The 23,075-nt window shown below is 47.5% G+C and carries 24 protein-coding genes and 1 riboswitch; of the genes, 9 read left to right on the top strand and 15 right to left on the bottom strand.

Going from position 1 to position 23,075, the window contains the following annotated elements:
• Positions 1-3 precede the first annotated feature (3 nt).
• Positions 4-1,140, top strand: coding sequence for a glycerate kinase (locus tag R7040_RS23065; protein ID WP_017634361.1), 1,137 nt, complete (start codon positions 4-6; stop codon positions 1,138-1,140).
• Positions 1,141-1,235: 95 nt separating this feature from the next.
• Here R7040_RS23065 and R7040_RS23060 read toward each other — a convergent pair whose 3' ends face one another.
• Positions 1,236-2,672, bottom strand: coding sequence for a PLP-dependent aminotransferase family protein (locus R7040_RS23060; protein WP_054576489.1), 1,437 nt, complete (start codon positions 2,670-2,672; stop codon positions 1,236-1,238).
• Positions 2,673-2,764: 92 nt separating this feature from the next.
• Here R7040_RS23060 and R7040_RS23055 point away from each other — a divergent pair, with 92 nt between their 5' ends.
• From R7040_RS23055 to R7040_RS23045, 3 genes are all read left to right on the top strand, one after another.
• Positions 2,765-3,664 carry a DMT family transporter gene (locus R7040_RS23055; RefSeq protein ID WP_054576488.1) on the top strand — a complete coding sequence of 300 codons (900 nt, stop codon included), beginning with the start codon at positions 2,765-2,767 and terminating at the stop codon, positions 3,662-3,664.
• Between the two features lie 66 nt (positions 3,665-3,730).
• Entirely contained in the window at positions 3,731-4,018 is a 288-nt protein-coding gene (locus tag R7040_RS23050; RefSeq protein ID WP_054576487.1) for a hypothetical protein, read from the top strand.
• A 191-nt stretch (positions 4,019-4,209) separates the two neighbouring features.
• Entirely contained in the window at positions 4,210-4,761 is a 552-nt protein-coding gene (locus R7040_RS23045; protein WP_258484217.1) for a type II secretion system protein, read from the top strand.
• A 37-nt stretch (positions 4,762-4,798) separates the two neighbouring features.
• On the opposite strand, the gene R7040_RS23040 is transcribed toward R7040_RS23045, so the two are convergent.
• The 5 genes from R7040_RS23040 to R7040_RS23020 form a co-directional block, all read right to left on the bottom strand.
• Entirely contained in the window at positions 4,799-5,326 is a 528-nt protein-coding gene (locus tag R7040_RS23040; protein WP_025768768.1) for a GNAT family N-acetyltransferase, read from the bottom strand.
• Between the two features lie 33 nt (positions 5,327-5,359).
• Positions 5,360-5,827 carry an HAD family hydrolase gene (locus tag R7040_RS23035; protein WP_064376361.1) on the bottom strand — a complete coding sequence of 156 codons (468 nt, stop codon included), beginning with the start codon at positions 5,825-5,827 and terminating at the stop codon, positions 5,360-5,362.
• Between the two features lie 119 nt (positions 5,828-5,946).
• Positions 5,947-6,417, bottom strand: coding sequence for a GNAT family N-acetyltransferase (locus tag R7040_RS23030; protein ID WP_062730850.1), 471 nt, complete (start codon positions 6,415-6,417; stop codon positions 5,947-5,949).
• A gap of 1 nt (position 6,418) precedes the next feature.
• Positions 6,419-7,150 (bottom strand): glucose 1-dehydrogenase, encoded by a 732-nt coding sequence (locus tag R7040_RS23025; protein WP_064376362.1) that lies wholly within the window; start codon positions 7,148-7,150, stop codon positions 6,419-6,421.
• Positions 7,151-7,159: 9 nt separating this feature from the next.
• The gene (locus tag R7040_RS23020; protein WP_064376363.1) at positions 7,160-7,675 is read right to left on the bottom strand and encodes a GNAT family N-acetyltransferase; all 516 of its coding nucleotides are present in this window, start codon (positions 7,673-7,675) and stop codon (positions 7,160-7,162) included.
• Positions 7,676-7,945: 270 nt separating this feature from the next.
• On the opposite strand from R7040_RS23020, the gene R7040_RS23015 reads away from it, so the two are divergent.
• The gene (locus R7040_RS23015) at positions 7,946-9,040 is read left to right on the top strand and encodes a NapC/NirT family cytochrome c (RefSeq protein ID WP_005374302.1); all 1,095 of its coding nucleotides are present in this window, start codon (positions 7,946-7,948) and stop codon (positions 9,038-9,040) included.
• A gap of 22 nt (positions 9,041-9,062) precedes the next feature.
• Positions 9,063-11,510 carry a trimethylamine-N-oxide reductase 2 gene (locus R7040_RS23010; protein ID WP_318081181.1) on the top strand — a complete coding sequence of 816 codons (2,448 nt, stop codon included), beginning with the start codon at positions 9,063-9,065 and terminating at the stop codon, positions 11,508-11,510.
• 71 nt (positions 11,511-11,581) lie between these two features.
• Here the strand turns inward: R7040_RS23010 and R7040_RS23005 are convergent, their stop codons facing one another.
• From R7040_RS23005 to thiD, 8 genes are all read right to left on the bottom strand, one after another.
• Entirely contained in the window at positions 11,582-12,307 is a 726-nt protein-coding gene (locus R7040_RS23005; protein ID WP_318081182.1) for a phosphatase PAP2 family protein, read from the bottom strand.
• Positions 12,308-12,517: 210 nt separating this feature from the next.
• Complete coding sequence (gene thiE / locus R7040_RS23000; RefSeq protein ID WP_005374296.1) at positions 12,518-13,132, bottom strand: thiamine phosphate synthase; 615 nt, start codon at positions 13,130-13,132, stop codon at positions 12,518-12,520.
• Positions 13,133-13,193: 61 nt separating this feature from the next.
• Positions 13,194-13,985 carry a hydroxyethylthiazole kinase gene (gene thiM / locus R7040_RS22995; RefSeq protein ID WP_318081183.1) on the bottom strand — a complete coding sequence of 264 codons (792 nt, stop codon included), beginning with the start codon at positions 13,983-13,985 and terminating at the stop codon, positions 13,194-13,196.
• A 12-nt stretch (positions 13,986-13,997) separates the two neighbouring features.
• Positions 13,998-14,666, bottom strand: coding sequence for a thiaminase II (gene tenA, locus R7040_RS22990; RefSeq protein WP_053304011.1), 669 nt, complete (start codon positions 14,664-14,666; stop codon positions 13,998-14,000).
• Between the two features lie 54 nt (positions 14,667-14,720).
• On the bottom strand, positions 14,721-15,671 hold the full coding sequence (locus tag R7040_RS22985; RefSeq protein WP_005374293.1) for an ABC transporter substrate-binding protein: 951 nt from the start codon (positions 15,669-15,671) through the stop codon (positions 14,721-14,723).
• A gap of 47 nt (positions 15,672-15,718) precedes the next feature.
• Positions 15,719-16,519 (bottom strand): ABC transporter permease, encoded by an 801-nt coding sequence (locus tag R7040_RS22980; RefSeq protein ID WP_064354466.1) that lies wholly within the window; start codon positions 16,517-16,519, stop codon positions 15,719-15,721.
• On the bottom strand, positions 16,512-17,267 hold the full coding sequence (locus tag R7040_RS22975; RefSeq protein WP_064354467.1) for an ABC transporter ATP-binding protein: 756 nt from the start codon (positions 17,265-17,267) through the stop codon (positions 16,512-16,514). The genes R7040_RS22980 and R7040_RS22975 overlap by 8 nt, the downstream gene beginning before the upstream one ends.
• Positions 17,257-18,114 carry a bifunctional hydroxymethylpyrimidine kinase/phosphomethylpyrimidine kinase gene (thiD, locus tag R7040_RS22970; RefSeq protein WP_005383329.1) on the bottom strand — a complete coding sequence of 286 codons (858 nt, stop codon included), beginning with the start codon at positions 18,112-18,114 and terminating at the stop codon, positions 17,257-17,259. Before thiD ends, R7040_RS22975 begins: the two co-directional genes overlap by 11 nt.
• A gap of 97 nt (positions 18,115-18,211) precedes the next feature.
• Positions 18,212-18,319: riboswitch (TPP riboswitch) on the bottom strand.
• A 311-nt stretch (positions 18,320-18,630) separates the two neighbouring features.
• On the opposite strand from thiD, the gene R7040_RS22965 reads away from it, so the two are divergent.
• Together R7040_RS22965 and R7040_RS22960 are read left to right on the top strand one after the other, a co-directional pair.
• Positions 18,631-20,016, top strand: a complete 1,386-nt coding sequence (locus R7040_RS22965) for a TldD/PmbA family protein (protein WP_064354468.1) — start codon at positions 18,631-18,633, stop codon at positions 20,014-20,016.
• Positions 20,016-21,359, top strand: a complete 1,344-nt coding sequence (locus R7040_RS22960) for a TldD/PmbA family protein (protein ID WP_054575237.1) — start codon at positions 20,016-20,018, stop codon at positions 21,357-21,359. Before R7040_RS22965 ends, R7040_RS22960 begins: the two co-directional genes overlap by 1 nt.
• Before the next feature lie 78 nt (positions 21,360-21,437).
• Here R7040_RS22960 and trmY read toward each other — a convergent pair whose 3' ends face one another.
• Positions 21,438-22,037 (bottom strand): tRNA (pseudouridine(54)-N(1))-methyltransferase TrmY, encoded by a 600-nt coding sequence (gene trmY / locus R7040_RS22955; RefSeq protein WP_017634347.1) that lies wholly within the window; start codon positions 22,035-22,037, stop codon positions 21,438-21,440.
• A 158-nt stretch (positions 22,038-22,195) separates the two neighbouring features.
• Between trmY and R7040_RS22950 the strand changes: the two genes are divergently transcribed.
• Positions 22,196-22,720, top strand: coding sequence for a DUF3087 domain-containing protein (locus R7040_RS22950; protein WP_170893875.1), 525 nt, complete (start codon positions 22,196-22,198; stop codon positions 22,718-22,720).
• The last annotated feature ends 355 nt before the right edge of the window (positions 22,721-23,075 follow it).

Raw genomic sequence — 23,075 nt, 5'->3', positions numbered from 1 at the left:
CGTATGAAAGTGGTAATTGCACCTGATTCATTTAAAGAAAGCTTAACCGCCAAACAAGTGAGCGAGGCGATCAAAACGGGTCTTGCTCGCGTATGGCATGATGCTGAGTTTGTTACGGTTCCGGTCGCAGACGGTGGCGAAGGCACGGTTCAATCTTTGATAGATGCAACTCAAGGCGAACAAGTCTTCACAACAGTGACTGCGCCATTAGGGAATGATGTTGAAGCGTTTTATGGCATCCTCGGCGACGGCGAAACTGCGGTTATTGAAATGGCGGAGGCCAGTGGGCTACACCTTGTGCCGAGTGACGCTCGCGACCCAAAACTGACCAGTAGCATTGGTACCGGACAGCTGATCAAACACGCGCTAGACAGAGGCATTCAACGTTTAATCATTGGTTTGGGCGGCAGCGCTACCAATGATGGTGGCGTGGGCATGTTGACCGCGTTGGGGGTGGCGTTTCTTGATGACTCTGGTCATGCAATTACCCCAAATGGAGGCGGGTTAGCGGCGCTTGCGTCCATCGATATTTCTGGTCTTGACCCTCGTTTAGCAACTTGCGAAGTGTTGGTAGCGTGCGATGTTGATAACCCACTCTGTGGTGACAAAGGCGCGTCGGCTATCTTTGGCCCTCAAAAGGGAGCGACCGTATCAGACGTCACTCAGCTCGATAACGCATTGCGCAAGTTTGGCGAGTTGACGGAACAAGCGACGGGTAAGCATGTACTGACTCGTGAAGGGGCGGGTGCTGCTGGTGGTATGGGCGCGGCCTTGCTCGGGTACACGCCAGCACGTTTGCAACCAGGAATTGAGATTGTGCTTGAAACGGTCAAACTTGCTCAGCATGTTGAGGATGCGGATATCGTATTTACAGGCGAGGGTCGAATCGATCATCAAACCGCACATGGCAAAACGCCGATGGGCGTTGCTCAGGTGGCCAAGCAGTGTAATTTACCAGTCATTGCATTAGCAGGCTGTGTGGGCGACAACTATCAGGCGGTTTATGAGTGCGGTATTGATGCGGTGTTTGCTTGTGTACCAAGGGCGATGAGCTTACCTGAGGCCATGAAAGAGGCCGACGTCAACGTTGCTAATTTAGCCGAAAACGTCGCGAGAATGTGGCAAATTAAGTCGCACTGAAAGCGATGACGATATGAAAAACTCCACCTTTGCGTGGAGTTTTTTGTTGTTACCTGTTTGCGTGTGTCGGCATAAGTTCATTTAGTAAGAGCGAGTTAACAGGCATGCTTTGCTATCAATTTTGCCAGTGTTTGCATCGCGTGACCCCAATCGGTTTCATGACCAAAGTTTGCCACGCTGAGGCGTACGCAATGCCGATATTGCCCTTGAGTGCCAAATACGGTGCCGGGAAGTAGGCTGATTCTGTGCTTATTGCATGCTTGATACAACGCATAGCTGTCCGTGTCTTCGGGCAGTCGCAACCAAAGCAAGAACGAACCTTGCACGGCGTTGATCTGGTATCGATTTTTTAGAGGTTCGTATTCATCCAAGTATTGATGAAGCATCTGGATAAATCGGCGCATGTTGTTTTGATAAACCCGACCCATTCGCGCAGTATGCGTTCGATACTTGCCTGACGTTAGAAACGTTGCCACGGCGGATTGCATCAGGTTCAAACTGCCCATGTTCTCACACAGTAGATATTGCTCAATCTGATCTCGATATCGCCCCGCCAACATCCAACCAATTCTCAAACGCGAATCGAGCGTTTTGGATAACGAATTTACGTAAATTACGCGTTGCTTGTCATCGAGCAATCTCAAGCTTGGTAACGGCTTGTCATAGCTTAACCCGCCAAACACATCGTCTTCGATAATAGGAATATTGCCAGATGCCAAGAGCAATCGCTGGCGCTTTTCTAGCGGCATCATGGCACCAGTAGGGTTGGTGAAGTTTGGCGTTACGATTATCGCTTTTATGTCCCATGTCGCCATTGCTTTTGCTAAGGCTTCGGGGCACATACCGTCGCGTGGGCAACTCGGAATTTCCACCACTTTGAGGCCGAGTGATTCTAGCATCAATAAGTTGCCAAAATAGCAAGGGGACTCCACCGCGACGATATCGCCTTTTTGTGTCGTTGCGCGCAGCGCTAGGCTAATGGCTTGTTGCGCGCCGTGCGTCACCATGATCTCATCCAACTTGGCTGGCGTGCCCAAATCTTGTGTGATTTTCGCTAGTTGTTTGATTAAGAGGTGATCACCGGGTGGTAATTGGTAATGGCTCGGTACATGCGTTTGCTGGCGGCTGTGGCGGCCGATCTCGGCGTACAAGCTTTTGATCGCGGGGGAGTCAATGTTTGGGTGGGCAGAACCGGTAGGCAAACGCTCTTGGTATTCAGGGTACGTGAGGATTTCTTTGCAGATCGAGAGCAAATCCACGCGAGTCGGATCCGGAATTGAGCGAGAGGTCGGCAAGGCGACTTTAACTCGATAACCCGATTTGGGAACCGAGTACACCAAGTTTTGTGCTTCCAACTCTTGATACGCACGAATCACGGTATTTTTACTGACGTTTAATTCTTGGCTCAACGAGCGAATGGAGGGCAGTCGATCATCCGCCTGATAAACGCCACCACTGATGGCTTGTTTGAGGTGTTTTTCCACCACGAGGTACTTATTCCCTTCACCGCTTCCCAATAAATCTGTACCCATAAAAACACTTCCATCTGTCACTTTTTGAAAATACTGTACCTAATTACATTAGCAGTATCTCAAAACATAAAACAAGCGTGAGTGAGGCGATCATGTTAATCCGAGCCATCCCTTTTGTATTTGTCGTCCTTTGGGCTTCTGGATTCGTTGGTGCGCGTTTTGGTTTGCAATATGCCGAGCCAGCGACACTACTTTCTATCCGTATGGCATTCAATGTCTTATTGTTTTTGGTTCTTGTGGCGGTATTGCGTAGAAGGTTGCCGACAGGAAAAGATTTTTGGCACAGCTGTGTGGTTGGTGCGTTGATCCACGGTTTCTATCTGGGCGGTACTTATTTCGCTATCGCCTTGGGTATGCCTGCTGGGTTGAGTTCGTTGCTGGTGGGTATTCAACCGATTTTAACCGCGGCTTTGCTGGTGGCGTTTGTTCGTGAGGAATTTAAACCCTCGCAATGGTTGGGTTTGGCTCTTGGTTTTGTCGGTATCGCTATGGTGTTGATGGGCAAAATGGAGTGGCAATCCGAGCAGCATAAAGTGTTGGCCATTGGTTTGTGTTTGTTGGCTTTGGTTGGTATCACGCTAGGGACGCTTTATCAGAAAAAACATTGCCAACAAGTGGATATGGTGGGTGGTGCGACGGTGCAATATTTGGCCGCGCTCGTCATGTTTCTGCCCGTTGCGATGCAGTTTGAAACCATGCAAGTGCAGTGGGAACTGGAGTTTATTTTGACTGTGTTGTGGTTGGTCGTCGTGCTCTCTTGTGTAGCTATTCTACTGCTGCTGTACATGGTTAAGAACGGTGCTGCATCGAGCGTAGCTTCTGTATTCTACCTGGTGCCGCCAACGACGGCTATTCAGGCTTGGCTCGCGTTTGGAGAGTCATTTGATTGGATGGGGATTTCTGGTTTCGTACTGGCAGCTACGGCGGTGTATTTGGTGGTTAAAAAGCCGGATCTGACGATAAAGAAATCGATTCAAACAGAATATACCTAAATTGGGTAGGGACATTTGCGTGCCAGTGGGTACAATCTGCTTCATCTTAATCCGTGGAGCAGAATGATGAAGGTAAAGCCAGATCGAATGACCGCCATGCGTAGCATCATAGAGCAAGTAAAAGCGGAACTACCAATTTATGAACCAGAAACGTTTGTATGTGGACCAGAAGGGCAGTGCATTGGCTGTCCGAAGAAATTGTTGGAAATGGTCGATTCAGAAGTCACTTATTGGGAGTCAGCCATGGAGCGCGGCGTTGTTCCGCAGTTCGATGAGATTCGTCGTTTTGGCAAAATGTGCACGAATGTTCGTCGTGGTCTGGTGCGAAATAATGTGCCTTTACTCAGTAACTAGAGAGTAAAACCGTCTAATATCTGACACATAGCGTCGTTTTGTTACACTGCTCTTTGGCTGCTGTTCTCAAGTTTGAGTGGTGTTTGTCTCTTCTTACCCCTTAAGCCTTTAATCGTAAGAAATTGGCGATATATTGGCTCGGTCTCACATGGATGTGGGGCTAGTGTCTTGGGCTAGTTGAGATAAGAAACGTGAAATCAAAGGGATTTACGCTGATGGAAATCACCATAGTGCTTACCACTTTGGCTTTCATCGCATTAGCTGCTTTACCAGTACTACTCGATATTCATCGCCAAGCATACGCTGCGATGCTGCACAGTTCTCAGTCTTCTTTGGGTACGGCTCTCAAATTCTTTCATGCTCAATCAGTGATTGATAACGCTTACGGCCAAGAGCACGTTCACTACATTGACCGACATGTCAAAACACGCAAAGGCATGCCAGAAGCGAGTGCCGATAGTATTCGAGCTTTGTTAGAAATCGATCTACCAGCCAGAGGTTATTCGAAAATTGACGTGCCGTGCAAAGGCAGTGATTTTTGCATCATCGGTCTGCAGCACCCAAACAGTGCTCATTTTGTCGCTATTCCTGATTATCAGTTCTTAGATAAATCGGGTGTTGATCGCGTTGTGTACATTTGGCCGCAAGGTTACACACTGGCAGAAGAAGCATGCTATTTCTATTACGTGAATCAAGCCTCTAACGATTCAATTGTTCGAGGGCATGTGACGCAAGGGTGTTAACCCCGAATAAGTGTTGCGAACAACGGCTATCGTGACTCTACAAATCGGGGTTTTTCGAACGGCTTTGCGCTTTATACAATACCATTTTTTGACTCATCAAGACTTTACCATTTGGCAAGGTCACTTCCCCAAGTTCCCCCTGATGTTCAAATCCAAACCGTTCATACAAAGCAATCGCTGGTGTGTTGGTTGTGTATACGTAGAGTGCGATTTGGTCGTAACCAAATTCCCAACCACGTGCGATCGCGACTGCCAATAGTTTCCGCCCCAATCCTTTGCCTCGGTAGTTTTTGTCGATGTGAATACCAAGAATACCGACGCGAAGGCGTTGCCCTCTTTCGTAACCGCACATCTCAGCTGGGTAGATTTCAACACTACCGATAAGTTTTTGGCGGTCAAACGCGACAAACTGAGGGATGGACTCGTTTTCCACACGTTGCAGGATTCTGCGAAGCGTTGCGTTATCGGGTGCCGGAGAAATCAAAAATTCCCCTTCGGAGTACACTCGATTCCACAGCGCGGTGAAGCGCGCGATATCGCTCACCTTGATGGATCTGATTTGCATTCATCTTCCTTGATTAGTGCAGGTTAGTAACGGTTAGGGGATAAGCTCAGATAAACAACGAATTTGGTTAGGAATGGCTTCGGCTGGTGCATCAGCGCCCGTTGGGTTAAACCAAATTGTGTTTACGCCCGCTTTCATCGCAGGATAAATATCTTTGTGAGGTAAATCGCCAACCATGGTTATTCCACTCACGTTAACCCCTAACTGTTTTGCGATGGCGAGATAAAACTCAGGTTGGTTTTTAGCGATGCCGAGGTTGGCAAAACAAAAATAGCCATTTAAGTATTGGTCTAAGTCGACGCGAACAAATGCACGCTGAACCTCTTCCATGTTGGAATCAGATGCACTGGTCGCAATGTAGATGGGATGATTTTGGGAAAGTATTGCCAGTGTTTCTCTGGCTTGAGGAACTGCTTCTACGTGTTCCCAATCGCACATTTTTCCTTGTGCGTGAGGGAAATCTACCATCAAGGTGCTCCCCCAATCGAAAAGATAAATCATGTTCGAATCTCCTTATCCGCACATCATATCGTCTTTTTCTAAAATCAGGGGGGTAAATTGCATCGATAAATGCGATTTAGGTGGGTTTAGTCGTGAAAAGCGCTTAATTGTCGTTATCGTTACAAATGTTTCAGCATAATGCGTGAGTTAGTTTTAAAACCTTGATTATCGTAAAAGCGCTGTGCTGGCTGATTGAATTCCATCACTTCCAATCGAACTTGTGTGGCATTGGCATCGCGCGCCCATTGCTCACAGGTTTGGAGCAGTTGGCGGCCGATTCCTTGCTGCTTTTGCGCTTCATCGACAACAATTGTTCCCACGCGACAAATTGGGTCTTTGATCAGAAAACTGACGGTGTCGTTTTGGGTGATCATCGCGGTTAAGAAGCCGAGAATTTGCTGTTCGCGTTCGGCAATCAAAAAGAGTCGCTCTTTGTTCTCTAGTGCTTGTGCAAGAAATTTACGGTCAGCTTCTGAAGGCGCAACAAAGGCTTCTGGCGCATTCGCAAAATGCAGTGAATTAATTTGAAAATTAAGCTGAAAAATTTCGTCTAAATCATCGGGAGTTGCTTGTCGGATATGGACTTGCATTCTATCTGCCCCCTGCAATATCGATAAATGATCCTGTGACATAAGAGGCTTCGTCACTTAATAGCCAAGCGATCGCATTTGCTACTTCTTCTACCGTGCCACCGCGTTTAAGAGGAATTTGAGGGCTGAGTCTATCTACTCGGTTTGGTTCTCCGCCGTCGGCATGCATATCAGTGTAAATGAAACCAGGTCGAACGCCATTGACGCGAATATTGCGCTCTGCCAACTCTAGCGAGAGCCCTTTAGTTAAGGTATCCATCGCGCCTTTTGATGTGGCGTAATCGACATACTCAAATGGCGCTCCTGAGCGCGACGCTCCAGAGGAGACATTCACAATTGCACCGCCTGCACTGAATCGCCTCGCCGCTTCTCGACAGCAGAGAAAACAGCTATTCACATTGGTGTTCATTACTTTCCGAAAGCGTTCCAAGCTAATTTCTGACAAAGGCGATTGAGTAAATAGGATGCCAACGTTGTTGACCAAGTGCGTCACTGCACCAAATTCACGTTCTGTTTCATCAAACAAGGAGAGCACTTGCTTCTCATCGGCTACGTCTGCGGCGATGGCAATCGCTTTGCCACCGTTTGCTTGTATTTCTGCCACAACTTGGTCGGCGGCCTCTTGCTGAGTGCGGTAATTAACGCAAACGCGATAGCCTTGCTCGGCCAGCTTTTTCGCCGCTGCGGCTCCAATACCTCGGCTTGCGCCGGTAATGATGACTACTTTATTCAAAATACGTCCTTATTTATGTAGTGAGTAGATTTTATCGGCGTAGGGTTTGCCACCAATTTGGTATGCGTCTGGAATGACCTTAATGAGTTCGAAACCACATTTTATCAGGACACGCTCTGACGCAATATTGCCTTCAGTGACCGTCGCGGAAAAGTGGTTGATGTTATGTGTCGAGGTTGCCCAATATAGAAGCGCTTGAAGAGTTTCTGTTCCAAACTGTTGGCCATGAAATTCCGGCAAAAGTAAGTAACCTACCTCTGCCTTACCGTTTTCAATAGCAAAGCCAGTGATGCCGATGGGTTGTTCAGATTGCTTATCGAGTATTACAAGGCAAAGCCAATGCTGGCTATTTGGGGTCCATGGTAACAATCGCGAAGCAAATTTTTCTCTTATTTCTGTTTCGCTGGGACGATCGAAACAGAGCGCAATAACCTCTTGTTCGGAGAGTAATCGTTGAAAGAGTTCCCAGTCTCTGGCTTTGAGGGGGCTTAATTGGCTTCTGTGCGTCTCGATATAAACTGACATGCGTGTCCTTACTGCATCAATGTGGAGATTCAGTCTCTCATCCTCTTATCTGTTTAATCAAATAGTTGCATTCATAAAAGTGATTTGTGTGGTGAATAGTTGGCTGGGTAATGGATTATTGCCATATATTCATCTTTGAGATGCAAATAACAAAATTTCATACTTGAGGCATACAGAGCAACACGGAAATGATGTGGATCAAGAGAGGACTACCCATAAAGTAGTAATTTGCGATCTATAATTACATTTTATTTGGAAGTGTTGCTAATTATGTCAATAAAAAAACGATATGTTGCACTGCTGGTTGCTGCCGGCATTGGTGTGGGCTGGTTAACTTTGGGGGGGAGTGCGGCAGTAATGCATTACACCTCAGATACTGAATTTTGTCTCTCGTGCCACTCTATGGAAACCCCTTACAAAGAGTACCAAGGCTCAGTGCACTTCAGTAATGCGAAAGGCATTCGCGCGGAATGTTCTGACTGTCATATTCCTCAAGAACCAATGGATTACCTGATCACCAAAATTCGCGCGTCGAAAGACATCTACCATGAATTTGTGACAGGTAAGATCGACACGCCAGAGAAATATGAAGCACATCGTAAAGATATGGCTGAAACGGTATGGGCTCAGTTCCGTGAAAATGATTCAGCGACGTGTCGTTCGTGTCATGATTTCGATGCAATGGAAGAGTTTGAGCAATCACGTGATGCGGCGAAGATGCACGCTTACGCGAAAGCAAACGATCAAACGTGTATCGATTGTCATAAAGGTGTGGCGCACTTTGCACCAGAAGCAGAGCTAGACAGCAAGGCATTTGAAACGTTGATGAGCTTCACCACAAAAACATCACCTAATGCCAAGGTTGTTTACCCTGTGACTGAAATCGCAATGGGTGAGATGGGTAAAATTAACCCAACGACGAAGTTGGAAGTAATCAGCTCTGAAGGCGACAACCGCACTGTTAAGTTGAACGCATTCCAAATGAAAGGCGCAGAGCAAGTGCTTTACATGGGAGAAGGTCAACGTGCCATCGTTGCAACGCTAACAGAGCAAGGCCAACAAGCGCTTGAAACTGGTGAATTTGAGGCAGATGTTTACGGCAACGAATGGCGCGCGGTTTCTCTAACTGGCGCTATTGATTCTCCAGTTGTTGACACGCTTGAACCAGTATGGTCATACGCAGAAGAGTTGGACAACGTTTACTGTGCAACTTGTCACGCGAAAATTCCTTCAAATCACTTCACAGTGAATGCATGGGGACCGGTAGCGAAAAGTATGGGTGATCGAACTGATATTTCAGCCGAGAACCTAGAAATTCTAACCAAGTTCTTCCAGCACCACGCGAAAGATGTGGTTGGTCACTAACGATAAATAGAAGGATAAGATTATGACTAATATGACCCGTCGCGGATTTCTAAAAGGCACTGGTATGGCGGCTGGTGCAATGGCATTCACTTCATTTGCACCTATGTCTGTTGCTTCTTCTAATGCTCGCGGCAAAGGCATTCTAACGGCGGGCCGCATGGGCCCAATGCTGTGTGAAGTGCAAGACGGTAAGCTGGTTTCAACCACGAACGCATTGCCACAAACGGTACCAAACAGCCTACAAAGCACCGGTCCTGACCAAGTGCACACTAAAGCGCGTGTTAAGTACCCAATGGTTCGCAAAGGTTACTTGGCAAACCCATCAGCTCCCGAAGGAGTTCGTGGCAGCGATGAATTTGTACGGGTGTCTTGGGATGAAGCTTACAAGCTGATACACGAGCAGCACATGCGCATTCGTAAAGAATATGGCCCGGCTTCTGTGTTTGCTGGTTCTTACGGCTGGCGTTCAAGTGGCGTGCTGCACAAAGCACAAACCTTGCTGCAACGTTACATGAGCATGGCGGGTGGCTATTCAGGCCACTTGGGTGACTACTCAACGGGTGCTGCGCAGGTCATCATGCCGCACGTTGTGGGCTCTATCGAAGTATACGAGCAGCAAACCACGTACCCAGTGGTACTAGAGTACAGCGATGTGGTTGTGCTTTGGGGCTTAAACCCGATCAACACTCTAAAAATCGCGTGGAGCTCAACAGACTGTGCTGGTCTTGAGTTCTTCCATCAATTGAAAAAATCAGGCAAGACGGTCATTGCGATTGACCCTATTCGTTCTGAAACCATCGAGTTCTTTGGTGAGAATGCGGAGTGGATTGCTCCTCACCCAATGACCGACGTGGCAATGATGATGGGCATCGCACACACCTTAGTGAAACAAGGTAAGCACGATAAAGCCTTCCTCGATAAATACACCGCAGGTTACGACAAGTTTGAAGCGTACCTGATGGGCGAAGAAGACGGCGTAGAAAAATCAGCAGAATGGGCATCACAAATCTGTGGAGTACCTGCGAAGCAACTTGAGCTACTGGCTGACATCTTCAGTAAAAACCGCACCATGCTGATGGCGGGTTGGGGCATGCAGCGCCAACAATACGGTGAGCAGCGTCACTGGATGCTGGTTACACTGGCAACGATGTTGGGTCAAATCGGTTTACCGGGCGGTGGTTTTGGTTTCTCTTACCACTACTCAAACGGTGGTAACCCTGCTCGTGATGCTGGCGTACTTCCTGCGATTTCGGCATCGCTGGGTGGCGGCTCTTCTGCGGGGAACGACTGGGCGGTGTCTGGCGCGGTGCAAAGCTTCCCTGTAGCGCGTATTGTCGAGGCGTTGGAAAACCCAGGTCAATCCTACCATCATAACGGTCATGAACTGACGTTTCCGGATATCAAGATGATTTGGTGGGCAGGTGGTGCGAACTTTACTCACCACCAAGACACCAACCGTTTGATTAAAGCGTGGCAAAAGCCTGAGCTGATCGTAATTTCAGAGCCTTACTGGACGGCGGCTGCGAAGCACGCGGACATCGTTCTGCCAATCACCACATCGTTCGAGCGTAACGACTTAACGATGACGGGTGACTACAGTAACCAACACTTGGTGCCAATGAAGCAAGTGGTTGAGCCGCAAGGTGAAGCGCGTAATGACTTCGATGTATTCGCGGACATGGCAGAGATGCTAGCTCCGGGTGGCCGTGACGTATACACCGAAGGCAAAACCGAAATGGAATGGCTGTACGGCTTCTACAAGGCGGCGCAACAAGGTGGCCGTGGCTCTCGCGTAGCAATGCCGAACTTCAGCAAGTTCTGGGAAGATAACCAACTGATCGAGATGAAGTGGAACGAGAAGAACGCACAGTTTGTTCGTTACGCAGATTTCCGTGAAGACCCGATCATGAATCCACTCGGTACACCAAGTGGTAAGATCGAAATCTTCTCGAAAACCATTGAAGGTTATCAGTTGGAAGACTGTCCTCCACATCCAACGTGGATGGCACCAACCGAGTACACGGGTACTGCGAAAGATGGCGAGTTGCAGCTAATGACCGCTCACGCAGCGCATCGTCTACACAGCCAATTCAACTACGCGAAGATTCGCGAAGAGTACGCAATTGCAAACCGTGAACCTATTTGGATTCACCCTGAAGATGCGAAAGCGCGTGGTATTAAAACGGGCGATCTAGTTCGTGCGTTTAACAACCGTGGCCAAGTATTGGTTGGTGCAGAAGTGACTGACCGAATCAAGCAAGGTTCAGTGTGTATTCATGAAGGCGGCTGGCCGGATCTGGATCCGAAAACCGGCATTTGTAAAAACGGCGGTTGTAACGTGTTAACGTTGGATATTCCGACCTCTCGACTTGCAAACGGCTGTGCGGCGAACTCGGCACTGGTTCGTATTGAAAAATACACTGGCCCAGAATTAGAACTAACAGCGTTTGAACCACCAAGAAATGGCTAGAAAAAAGTAGCGCTTTAAAGCAAGAAGCCAGCGAATCGCTGGCTTCTTTTTTTATCTAGTAATCGTTCACATTAGCGCGAAGCAAGAGAAACAAACGGCATCTGTTTCTTAATCTGAAATGTCGGGAGTAAAGTAAATACAATCGCGACAAACAAGACTGAGCCTATTAAATCTTCAGGGCGATGCATGCCCAGCCATAAGCGGCTATATGCGACGCTCATTCCCCACATCCACAATGACAGTGCAGAGATATAGCACTTGTTCTGTAAGAACAAACCACCAAAGAAAGCCAAACAAATCGAAACGAAAATCGTATGGCCGGATGGGAAAGAATAGTCTTTCTCGCCTTGCCAATGGCGCGTTCGCCAATCACTGACGTGTTCAGAAATCTGGTTAATTACGTTGGCTTGCTGCTTTGTATCCAACTGATAAAACGTTTCTGGTGTTTCAATCAATTGTTCTGCTGCGAGCAATTCCGTGTAGGGACGCGGGCTTTCTGTCATCAGTTTTAGCCCCGTTTTGCTGGCAAAGCCAATCACAAGTAACAGCCCTAACATTGAGAGTTTTTGCATCCACTCAGTGCGATTTGGTTTAAAGTGAAATAAAGAAAGCAGTAGCAGTGTTAAGGTAATTAAAAAGCCTTTGCTGCCAGCAGAATCAGTGAGCAAAGTAAAAGTAATACCCAGACTTTCTGGCACCTGTGAAGTGAGATTGTGATAAGAGCCAAACAGCGACATTGGGATGATGCCAAGAACAAACAAGGCGAGCATCATCAATCCATATTTTTTGGTTTTCATTGAGAGCGTTTTGTTTTTATTGAGGGTTATTCAACCACGTGAAAATAAGGGGCTTATCTTACGTTATCTGGCGTGAAAAACTTATCAACGCTCTGTCAATTCGAGCGTGAAAGTGACATTGCAGCTCTTCGTTGTGAAAGGAGAGGTTGTTGAAAGTACTGAAAGGCAAACGCGCTCATCCATAAGCGCTTTGTTCAGGCGTGAGCAAGGTTAGCTCATCAACCCTAATAAATATTCCGATGCGGCTTTTGGATCTTCTGCGTGGCAAATCGCTGAAACCAAAGCTAAGCCATGAACACCAGTGGCGCTGAGTTGCGGAATGTTACTTTCGTTAATGCCGCCAATGGCAACAATCGGCAGTGAAGTCGTCTCTAACGCCATCTTCAAGCCATCAATACCCCAGAACTTCTTGGTGTTGGTTTTGGTCGGCGTCGCGAAGATTGCGCTCAAGCCGATGTAATCAATCGGAAGAGAGTCCGCTTCTGCAAGCTGCTCTTCATTTTCGATGGATAAGCCGAGGATTTTGTTTGGTCCAATCAACTCACGAGCGATAGTTGCGGGCATGTCTGATTGCCCGAGGTGAACCCCATCGGCATCAACTGCCAGTGCAACATCAACGCGGTCATTGATGATCAAAGGCACATTGGTATCTTTAAGGATGTCTTTCACGGCTTGAGCACGTTCGATAAACGCACGCACATCGCCGTGTTTTTCGCGGACTTGTACCATGGTCACGCCACCTTCCACGGCTTTTCTCACAACACGCTTTAGTGTGGCTAAATCTTGTTGGTCATCGGTGACCAAATATAAACGATAGGCGTTCATTTTGTTTCCTTTGGGCCTCTCATCTACAGGGAATGAGAGGCCGGTATTTGTTAGAGAAAGCTTAACTCACTTGGAGTTTTAGGCGTTTTGCCAGTGTTTCTTCATCCAGTTGGTAAAGCTCATCCAACAGGTTCATTTGCAGACTGCCTGGCCCTCGTGCTTGCTCAGCCGCAATTTCACCCACAACGCCCAGTACCGCCGCGGCAGCAAGTCCGGAGTGATCACCAACAGCAGCGAAAGCACCCGTCAGTGCCGTTAGTGTGCAGCCCATTCCGGTTACGTATGGCATCATCTCGTGACCGTTGTTTAGCTGCACAGTTTGCTCTTTCGTGATGATGTAATCAGTCTCGCCAGACATCACCACACTTGCACCATACTCTGAAACTAAGAAGTTCGCTGCGCCAAGTGCTGCGTCGCTGCTGTCTAACGCATCGACCCCTTTGCTTTGTGCTTGTTCGCCAGCGAGACCGATGATTTCTGAGGCGTTACCACGAATGATCAACTTGTCGGCAAGGCGTGCGATCTCACGTGATGTCTCGGTACGTAGTGAGCTTGCTCCGCAACCGACAGGGTCGAGTACAACGATTTTACCGTTGGCATTGGCTTGCTCTACGGCATAGCTCATACGTGGTGTCCAAACGCTGTCTAGGGTACCGATGTTGATAACCAATGCGCCAGCGAACGACATTATCTCTGTCATCTCTTGTTTGGAGTGCGCCATGATTGGAGAAGCGCCGATAGCCAATAGCGCGTTTGCCGTGTTGTTCATCACCACGTAGTTAGTGATGTTGACGACTAATGGCTTTTGCTGGCGTACTGCGGTTAATGCTTGGGTGATTTGTTCAATTAACATGAGACTCTCCGATTAATCTTGCTGAGCGTTTAGACCTTGTTGCCAGAATGCCACTTCCATACGCGTTGCAGTTTTGAATACCTGAATCAGGTTTTGACCACGCTGACTATTGATATCGATTTCCGCCAATAACTGATTAAAGTGTTCTGCACCTTTTGCGACACCAGATTGGAATTCCTCACCACCGTAGAGGTTGATCCAACTTGCGTATGGGTTACCTTCGAGCACAGTGCTTTCGTCTTCAATCAGCATCTTACCGATTACGGCATAACCGATAGAGCATGGTGCTAGTGCCGCGTATAGATCAACAAGATCGCCCGTCATGCCAGCATCTAATACGTAACGGGTGTAAGCCACAGTGCCGAAATCTTCTGGCTCGTTTTCTAAGTCGGATTCTGTCAGTCCCCATTGCTCACAGTAAGTCACGTGGTGGGCGATTTCAGAATCGAGCAATGCGTGTACGCTTGGTAGGGCACGGCGCATGTCATCCAAAGTACGTGCTTTGTAGATCGCTAATGCGTAAGCTCGTGCGTACTGCTTTAGGAAAAGAAAATCCTGCTTTAGGTAATGCAGAAAACAAGGCTGAGCCAGAGTGCCTTGCGCCAATTGCTGCACGAAAGCATGCTCAGTGTATTCTTGCCAATCTTGGCGGCAAGCGTCGATCAAATCTTGGTATTTCATTATGAGTATCTCGTTATCAAAAGACCCTAGGCTTAGATCCTAAGGTCAGTAGAATTAGTCAAAGCTCGGTACGTAATCTTTCGCTTTTGGCAGTGTTTCGATGATGTTTTGTGAATACATGAACTGCGCATAATCATCGTAGCGTTTCAGATCTACTGCGGATGGACGAAGAGCGAAACGAGTTAGCGTGTCGTTCCAAGCGCGTTGGTTAAGCTCGTTGTTGAGCGTGTCTGGTGAATAAGCCACGAACTCTTTCCACGACTCTTTTGGATGGTTAACGATGTAAGTGGTCGCTTGCTCTAGTGCTTTGTTGAATGCCTTGATGGCTTCTTTGTCGTAGTTTTTTGCATTGGCTACGAAGACTAACTCGTCATACGCTGGCACGCCGTGTTCTTCAGGGAAGAAGGCCTTAGCTTTATAACCTTCTAGTGCCAGTTGGTTGGTTTCGAAGTTACGTAGACCGCCCCAAATCGCATCCACCTTGCCAGACGCAAGAGACGAAGACAGCGCCCAACCTACGTTGATGATTTGTACGTCAGAAAACTTCACGTTTTCTTGCGCTAGCATGGTGCCGATTGTCGCTTCTTCGTTGCCTGCGATCGCAATACCGATCTTCTTGCCTTTTAAGTCGCCAAGGTTTTCATTCTTACCGTTGTCCAACACCATCAACGTGTTGAGTGGCGTAGCAATCAAAGTCGCAGAGCGGATTAGTGGCAAACCAGCCGCGACATCGATGGTTAGGCTTGGTTGGTAAGAAATCGCCATGTCGACTTTACCCGCCGCGACCAACTTAGGTGGCGTGCTTGGATCTGCCGGCTCCTGAATGTTGACCTTCAAACCTTGCTCTTTGAAGTAACCACGCTCTTTGGCAATCACGATAGGACCATGGTTTGGATTGACGAACCAATCCAACATCAGTGTCATCTCTTTTTCAGCGGCAAGAACGTTGGTTGATACCACTGAAGCGAGTAGAGCAGCAGCGCTCATAAGTTTGTTTTTATTCACGGGGTTCTTCCTTTTCTTTCCCAATTTTCTTTGGTTATTTTCTGTAATTATTTGCTTTCCCAAGGGATGGCTTTTTTCAATAACTTATCGGTGATGAAGTAGAGTGAGATAGACAGTACGGCGAGGATAAACAGCGCCGCAAACATCTCGTCAATGATCATGCGAGCGTTGGCTTGGAGCATCAGATAACCCAAGCCTTCGCTTGAACCTACCCACTCACCGACCACTGCTCCAATTGGCGCAATAACGACGGCAACACGAATACCTGAGGCTAAAGTTGGTAGTGCGGCTGGCAATTGAATATGACGAAGTAGCTGCCATTTAAACGCGCCCATGGTCTTGGCAAGGTCGAGGTAACCTGTTGGCGTATTGCGCAAGCCGTCATAGCAACATGTCGTGACGGGGAAAAAGATGATGATCGCCGCCATGACTACTTTTGATGCAATGCCGTAACCCAGCCAAAGCATGAGCACTGGCGCGATGGCGAACACAGGGATCGCTTGGCTAGCAATCAGAATAGGCAATAACCAACGCTTCAGCGGCTCGAACATCAGCATTTGCAATGCGAACAGCAAACCCATCGATAATCCAAGCGCCAAGCCAAATAAGATCTCTTGCGCGGTAACCCAAGTATGTTTGAGCAGGACATCGTAACGAGTGACCAATCTATCCAGCACTTCAATTGGTGAAGGTAAGATGAAGCTTGGCATGTCGAATATCACCACGACCAACTGCCACAATCCCAAGATCACCGCTGTGCTGATAACTAAGCGCAGAGCCGGATGGGTCACGCGTTCTTTTTTACTAATACGTGCCGAAACGGAGTTGTACTGAGTCATATCACTCATAGTCTTTCTCCAATTGATCCAAAATCGCTTGTTGAAGCGCGGCGCACTCTCCATCGAGAACTCGGGGCGGCTTGGAGTCTGGAACGACCAAGTGCTGAGCTTGCGCAGGTGTGCCTTGCAACACATAGAGTTGGTGAGCTAATCGCACCGCTTCTTGTGGGTCGTGGGTAATCAGAACAACCGTCTTATCTTTCAGCAATTCGGCAGACAAGGTTTGCAACTTATGACGAGTAACCGCGTCCAGTGCAGAGAAAGGCTCATCCATCAGAACTAGAGGCTTGTCTTGCATCAGAGTGCGAGCAAGGGCAACACGTTGTCTCATGCCGCCAGAGAGCTGAGCTGGCTTAGCATCCGCGTAATCGGCGAGTCCCACTTGGCTTAGTAAAATCAGTGCACGTTGTCTATTTTTCTCTGGTGCTTGCTCTTGAGAAAATCGAGAACTGAGGCAGACGTTGTCTAACACATTCAACCACGGTAGCAATAAATCCTGCTGAGCCATGTAAGCGATACGGTCATGCAGTGCAGCGCCATCCGTTGTGATGAGTTCGCCATGCCAGTCAACTTGGTCATCCAGCAGGCCAGCTAAGTAACGCAATATTGTGGTTTTCCCGCAGCCACTTCGTCCGAGTAATACCGTCCATTTACCGACGGGAATGGTCATGTTCATTCCTGCTAAAGTCGGTGTTTGGCTATCTTTGTATCGCAGACTAGCATCGGAAAGCTGAATGCCAATCGCGTTAGCGAACATAAGTATGACCCGCAAAAAAGTGGTTCACAGGGCCATGGCCTTTACCTACATCCAATTCATCAGCGTGTGCGATAGCTTGGCTGATGTACTGCTTACCCAGGTGCACCGCTTTGTGTAGGTTGTTGCCTTGGCCAAGATAAGACGCGATAGCAGAAGACAGCGTGCAGCCTGTGCCATGAGTGTTTTTGGTTGGAAAGCGTTTAGCGCTGATTAACTCGGCACTGTCTTGCATGATAAGCAGATCGTTGCTGTTTTCATTTTCTTCAAGGTGACCGCCTTTGAGCAGAATAGCTTTGGCGCCAAGCGCACGAAGGTCGGTAATCATATCGTTCATTTCAGATTCTGATTGAGGCATTGGCTTACCCGTCAATGCTGCGCCTTCGGGTAGGTTAGGGGTAATGATGTCTGCGAGCGGAATCAATTCTTCTTTTAAAGTGCTGATTGCCGACTGTTCCAGTAATAGATCACCGCTAGTGGCCACCATTACAGGGTCAATCACGAGGTGTTTTGGCTGGTATTGCTTAATTTTGTCTGCAACGACTTTGATGATGTTGGAATCGGCCAGCATGCCCACTTTGACTGCAACGATGTTGAGGTCGGTAAATACTGCATCAAGTTGGCTCTCTACATGGTCGAGAGGAATGGGGAAAATCGCAGAAACGCCTTGGGTATTTTGCGAAGTAATCGCCGTGATTACCGAGCAAGCAAAACTGCCGGTTGCGGACATCGCTTTGATGTCGGCTTGAATACCTGCACCGCCACCACTGTCTGAGCCCGCGATGGTCAATACGATAGGGGTAGGCAAGGCTGGCGTGTGATGTGAATGAGGTTGTGATTGCTGCGTCATGGTCGCTCCTACTACAAGACGTATAGGAACTGACTTTGACCGTTGCAGATAGATCGATTTTTCGATCGCTATCGCTTACCTAAGAGGGGCGACGAAAGGCAAAGTGTGCATAGTTCCCTACGTCAGTGCTAACTGAATCAGGTTCAACGGGTCTCGAATTTCGATCTCAGCCAACACTTGTCGTGTGGCCCCCCGACTATTTCGTTCGGATGATAGCAGGACCATTGCGGAAGGGATACGTTTTTTGAGCGTAATTATAATGAGTATTCAATTATGCGAGGTGAGTGATAAAGTAAGCACCTAAATGGTTTGCTGTGTGGAATTTACTAGTGCAACGCTCTGGTGAATGAGCAGAACCTGAAATATTTAATAAATAATCGTGGTCTCGTTAAGCAAGGATTAGCACAAAACAAGGTTAAAAAACTGTTAAAATTTAACGTGTTGCCAATTTAACTTTGTTGAACTTTTTCACAGTTAATTAGGAAGGCTAAGACGATCATCGAGCAAGGAGACTTCATGCTTAATTCTGTAACAGCGAAGTCAGTGATCGATCATGCACTCTTTTTGGGGGCTGATTTCGCTGAACTATTCGTTGAACATCACCAAACCAACACTGTCCAGATCTCATCTGGTGAAGTGGATAAGGTTAACTCGGGTATCGATTTTGGTATCGGTATTCGTCTTTTTTTCGGTCATAAGGTGCTTTACGGTTACACCAACAGCACAGATGAAGCCGAACTAAAGCGCGTAACCTCGCTGCTTGCTGCAAAAGACAAGCGTGAGCAAATCGCGTCAGCGGGTTCTTTGAATTTGAACCGCTACCCAATCCAACATGGTTGCCGCATGTCGCTAAGTAAGGATGCTAACCTAGATTCAAAAATCGCGTTTCTATTGAAAGTTGACCAAGCCGCACGTGCTGAGAGTGAGCATATCAGCCAGTTTATTGGCAGCGTTCTTCAGCGCGAGCAACAAGTGTCTATCTTCAACTCAGAAGGTCTACACGTTGACGATACTCGCCACTACATTCGTGTTGCTGGTAACACTGTCGCGCAAAAAGGTAATGAGCAGTCTTCTGGTATGGAAGGTCCTGGCGCTCTTGCTGGTTGGGAATTCAGTGAACAGCTTGATGCCAAAGAGCTAGGTCAAACTATCGCGCAGCAAGCGTTAGTAAAACTTGGCGCGGATGCTTGTCCATCGGGTGAAATGCCGGTGGTGATTGGTAACGGCTTTGGCGGCGTTATCTTCCATGAAGCATGTGGTCACTTGCTAGAAACCACTTCAGTTGCGAAGAAAGCATCAGTCTTCCACGACAAGATGGGCGAAATGGTTGCTCACACCGCAGTGAATGCAGTCGATGATGGCACCATGACCAACGAATGGGGCTCGATTCACATTGATGATGAAGGTATGAAGACTCAGCGCACTCAACTGATCAAAGACGGTAAGCTAACCAGCTTCATGGTCGATAAAATGGGTGGCATGAAGACAGGTTATGAGCCTACGGGTTCTGGTCGTCGTCAAAACTACAAGTTCGCACCAACCTCGCGCATGCGTAACACCTTTATCGAAGAGGGCGAGCATTCACTTAATGACATGCTGGCAGGCATCGAACGTGGTATCTATGCGAAGAAGATGGGCGGTGGCTCTGTTCAACCGGGTACGGGGGAGTTTAACTTTGCTGTTCGTGAAGCCTACCTCATTGAAAATGGCAAAATCACCAAGCCTCTGAAAACAGCAACGCTGATCAGCACGGGTCCAAAAGTGTTGAAAGAAATCAGCATGGTCGGCAAAGACATGGCGCTTGCGCCGGGCATGTGTGGTTCCGTGAGTGGTTCAGTACCAACAACTGTCGGTCAGCCAACGCTGAAAGTAGATAACATTCTGGTAGGAGGCGGTAACTAATGAGCCAAGAACAACAACTTCTTAATGCGGTTGATTACGTCCTATCAGAAGCAAAACGCCAAGGTGCAGAAGCGGACGTCATTGTAAACCGTAACAGTAGCTTTTCTTTGAAAGCGAACCAAGGAAAGCTGGATGAGTACAAAGTAAGCTCAAGCCAAGTTCTGGGTGTTCGTGTTGTGAAAGATGCGCGTGTTGCAACAAGCTATTCTGAGTCGTTAGAGCAACCAAGCTTGGATTTGATGCTGACCAACGCACTGCAAAGCGCTCGCTTTTCCAAGCAAGATGAACATCAGACGATTAGTTGCGTGAACAGTCAAATCGCGACTGATGTTGCTGAGATTGCGCAAGAAGATACAACTTCTGTTGACGAAAAAATCGAACTGTCTCTCGCTCTTGAGCAAGGCGTAGTGGCTCTGCCTCACGCCTCTAGCGCACCTTACAATGGTTACAGCGATGGCGAAACACAACTGATCATTGCCAATACTCAAGGCACATTGTGTCAACACTTCGAGCGCTCGTTCACTTGTTACGCGTATACCTTGTTTGAAAAAGACGGCAAACAGTCAATGGCGGGTAGAATGTCACTGGGTCGCCGTTTTGATGAGTTGAATCCAGCTTACTGTATCGAGGGTGGCTACAACCTTGCTCGCGATCTTCTTGAAGGCGCACCGGTTGCGACGGGTAACTACCCTGCTATCTTCCACATCAATGCGCTAGCAAGTTTATTCGGTGCTTTCGGCAGTGCTTTCTCTGGCGTAAGCGCGATGAAAGGCATTACGCCACTGGGTGACAAGCTTGGTCAACGTGTTGCGAGTGATTTAATTACCTTTACTGATACGGCTTACATGCCAAATGGTATGGCAATCGCGAGTTTTGATAGTGAAGGCTTCGCTACTCAAGATAATGTCATGATTGCTAATGGTGAGTTGAAAACCTTGCTACACAACAGCCAGACCGCAAGTTACTTGGGCGCAGTCTCGACAGCAAGTGCCGCTCGCGGTGCAAAATCGAGCCTAGACGTATCAGCGAATCACAAAGTGATTGCGACAGGCAACAGCAGTGCGTCAGAAGTAAAAGCGGGTGAGTACCTAGAGTTAGTCGAGCTTCAAGGTGTCCATTCTGGTGCGGATGCAGTGAGTGGTGATTTCTCATTTGGTGCGAGTGGCTTCTTGTGCTGTGATGGAGAGCGCGTTCAACCAGTTCGTGGGATCACGGTAGCGGGTAACTTCTACAAGATGCTGCAAGAAGTTGAGGCAGTGGGTGATACTCAGTTAATTAACGATAGCCGAACTTTCTTCTCGCCAGACGTTCGTTTTGCTCGTTTGAGCATTGGTGGTAAGTAAACTTAGCATCCCTATAGAAACAAAAAAGAGGACTCAATGGAGTCCTCTTTCATTACCTAGCAACGTGTGCGCGAATAACTAGAATTCGCGTATGTCCAACTCATTGTGGATCAATACCACACACTGAGAAGCGAAAAGCATCTTAGGACCTAAGCTGATCTTCTCTGTGCCAAGGCGCTTTAAGCTGTTAAAAGACTTTTTCGGCATCGGTATATGGTCAGTTAGCAAGAAACATGGATTTTCACCAATTTCTGCATCACGAACAAATTCGCCTTTCTTATCCAACATATATAGTTGGTGATCTTCTGCCAGCTCTTGTACTAGGCGTTCAAAGCTCACTGTACGAACGGTAATACCAGGTTCGACTTCACGAAGTTGCTCTTTACCCATACCAACCGAAGCATCCAAAGCGCGAGCCACTGCTGCAATCAAGGTTGACTCATGGAAGCCGCCAATGTTGGTGATGTCGTTGGAGCGAATAGTAATGGTGCGTGAGAAGTCTTTTGTGCTTTCCAAAACCAAGTGAACAACCACATCTTCACGGTGTGATTGAGCAACGAACATAGTGTTCATCATGGTATGAGCAAGAATCTCTGTATGCGCTTCATTACCAACACCTTCTAACAGTGCTTTGCTGGTGGTTGGCGCCGCGCGAGCTCGTAAAACAAAAGAGCGCATGAATTTAGCCTCTATATAGGAAGAGTGAATGCGCGGAAGTATATACCCAAGCAGGGAAGGGATGCGAGTTTAATAGCAAATGTGAACTTACTTACAAAGCTTCGATTGTCGTGCGGAGTGCGCTGGTGAAAATAGAGGTAACCTGTTAGGAGCGGTATATGGAAATCAAACAGATAAATAAAGACATTTATAAAAAGAAAGTAAACCTTGTGATTGGCGGTTTTGTTGCGTTGCTCGCCATCTCCTCTCTTGCCTTTAGTACCTTGTTGATTGTTTTGTTTGGCAACACTGAAGTCGTACCAGAACAATCAACGGGCAATTTCCATTGGAATTTGATTGGTGTCGTTCTCGCAGTTGCAACTTCCCTCTCTTTATTGAATCACATTAAAACTCGACCATACATGGAAGAAGTGCTGTACGTTTGGAAACTCAAGCAACTGCACAACAAAATCTTTCGTAAACTAAAAAGCATTAAAGCAGCCGCGAGCAATGACGATGTAAAAGCGCTCACTACGCTTAAGTTCTATTACACCACGCAACGCCAAGTGTTTGAGCTAGACAACAACACATTAACGATGAGCAGTGTAAATAAAGAACTAGAGGCTATCGAGCAAATCGAAGCGGCGCAATCACTGAGTCTCGATATCACAGGCTTTGAAGAGTCTTGGATAGACACATATTGATTGCCTATTTGCTACTTGAAGTTAACAACTGAGTGCTAAAAATAAGCGTTTGAGTGAGATTTAATCATTCGACGCTTTTTTTTGAATTTTTTTCTGAAAAGGGGTTGCTAAGAAAAATCATCTCCCTATAATGTGCCTCCGTTGTCAGGGCAAAGCGGAAACGCAAAAGCGGTTGGCAAGAAGGCGAAAGAAAACTTCTAAAAATTAATTTAAAAAAGTGTTTGACACTGAAAATTAATTCCTTAGAATACGCCTCCGCTTCGATAGCAAAGCTTACGAAGCAAGCTCTTTAACAATATAGACCTATCAATCTGTGTGGGCACTCGTTGATGATAATCCAAATAGTTTCTTCGGA

This window comes from Vibrio sp. 1069, assembly GCF_033340555.1.
This window is presented reverse-complemented; position numbering and strand designations above follow the sequence as displayed.

What these genes read in the sequence shown, in the direction of transcription:
- R7040_RS23020 (WP_064376363.1), bottom strand. Translation starts at nt 7,675, where the DNA reads ATGTCAGTTTATATCGAGACGCACAGAAGCCAATTAAGCCCCCTCAAA.
- R7040_RS22980 (WP_064354466.1), bottom strand. Translation starts at nt 16,519, where the DNA reads ATGAGTGATATGACTCAGTACAACTCCGTTTCGGCACGTATTAGTAAA.
- R7040_RS23015 (WP_005374302.1), top strand. Translation starts at nt 7,946, where the DNA reads ATGTCAATAAAAAAACGATATGTTGCACTGCTGGTTGCTGCCGGCATT.
- thiE (WP_005374296.1), bottom strand. Translation starts at nt 13,132, where the DNA reads ATGAACGCCTATCGTTTATATTTGGTCACCGATGACCAACAAGATTTA.
- R7040_RS23035 (WP_064376361.1), bottom strand. Translation starts at nt 5,827, where the DNA reads ATGATTTATCTTTTCGATTGGGGGAGCACCTTGATGGTAGATTTCCCT.
- R7040_RS23040 (WP_025768768.1), bottom strand. Translation starts at nt 5,326, where the DNA reads ATGCAAATCAGATCCATCAAGGTGAGCGATATCGCGCGCTTCACCGCG.
- trmY (WP_017634347.1), bottom strand. Translation starts at nt 22,037, where the DNA reads ATGCGCTCTTTTGTTTTACGAGCTCGCGCGGCGCCAACCACCAGCAAA.
- R7040_RS23060 (WP_054576489.1), bottom strand. Translation starts at nt 2,672, where the DNA reads ATGGGTACAGATTTATTGGGAAGCGGTGAAGGGAATAAGTACCTCGTG.
- R7040_RS23055 (WP_054576488.1), top strand. Translation starts at nt 2,765, where the DNA reads ATGTTAATCCGAGCCATCCCTTTTGTATTTGTCGTCCTTTGGGCTTCT.
- R7040_RS22965 (WP_064354468.1), top strand. Translation starts at nt 18,631, where the DNA reads ATGCTTAATTCTGTAACAGCGAAGTCAGTGATCGATCATGCACTCTTT.
- thiD (WP_005383329.1), bottom strand. Translation starts at nt 18,114, where the DNA reads ATGACGCAGCAATCACAACCTCATTCACATCACACGCCAGCCTTGCCT.
- thiM (WP_318081183.1), bottom strand. Translation starts at nt 13,985, where the DNA reads ATGTTAATTGAACAAATCACCCAAGCATTAACCGCAGTACGCCAGCAA.
- R7040_RS23005 (WP_318081182.1), bottom strand. Translation starts at nt 12,307, where the DNA reads ATGAAAACCAAAAAATATGGATTGATGATGCTCGCCTTGTTTGTTCTT.
- R7040_RS22975 (WP_064354467.1), bottom strand. Translation starts at nt 17,267, where the DNA reads ATGTTCGCTAACGCGATTGGCATTCAGCTTTCCGATGCTAGTCTGCGA.
- R7040_RS22950 (WP_170893875.1), top strand. Translation starts at nt 22,196, where the DNA reads ATGGAAATCAAACAGATAAATAAAGACATTTATAAAAAGAAAGTAAAC.
- tenA (WP_053304011.1), bottom strand. Translation starts at nt 14,666, where the DNA reads ATGAAATACCAAGATTTGATCGACGCTTGCCGCCAAGATTGGCAAGAA.
- R7040_RS23030 (WP_062730850.1), bottom strand. Translation starts at nt 6,417, where the DNA reads ATGCAAGTCCATATCCGACAAGCAACTCCCGATGATTTAGACGAAATT.
- R7040_RS22960 (WP_054575237.1), top strand. Translation starts at nt 20,016, where the DNA reads ATGAGCCAAGAACAACAACTTCTTAATGCGGTTGATTACGTCCTATCA.
- R7040_RS23010 (WP_318081181.1), top strand. Translation starts at nt 9,063, where the DNA reads ATGACTAATATGACCCGTCGCGGATTTCTAAAAGGCACTGGTATGGCG.
- R7040_RS23065 (WP_017634361.1), top strand. Translation starts at nt 4, where the DNA reads ATGAAAGTGGTAATTGCACCTGATTCATTTAAAGAAAGCTTAACCGCC.
- R7040_RS23050 (WP_054576487.1), top strand. Translation starts at nt 3,731, where the DNA reads ATGAAGGTAAAGCCAGATCGAATGACCGCCATGCGTAGCATCATAGAG.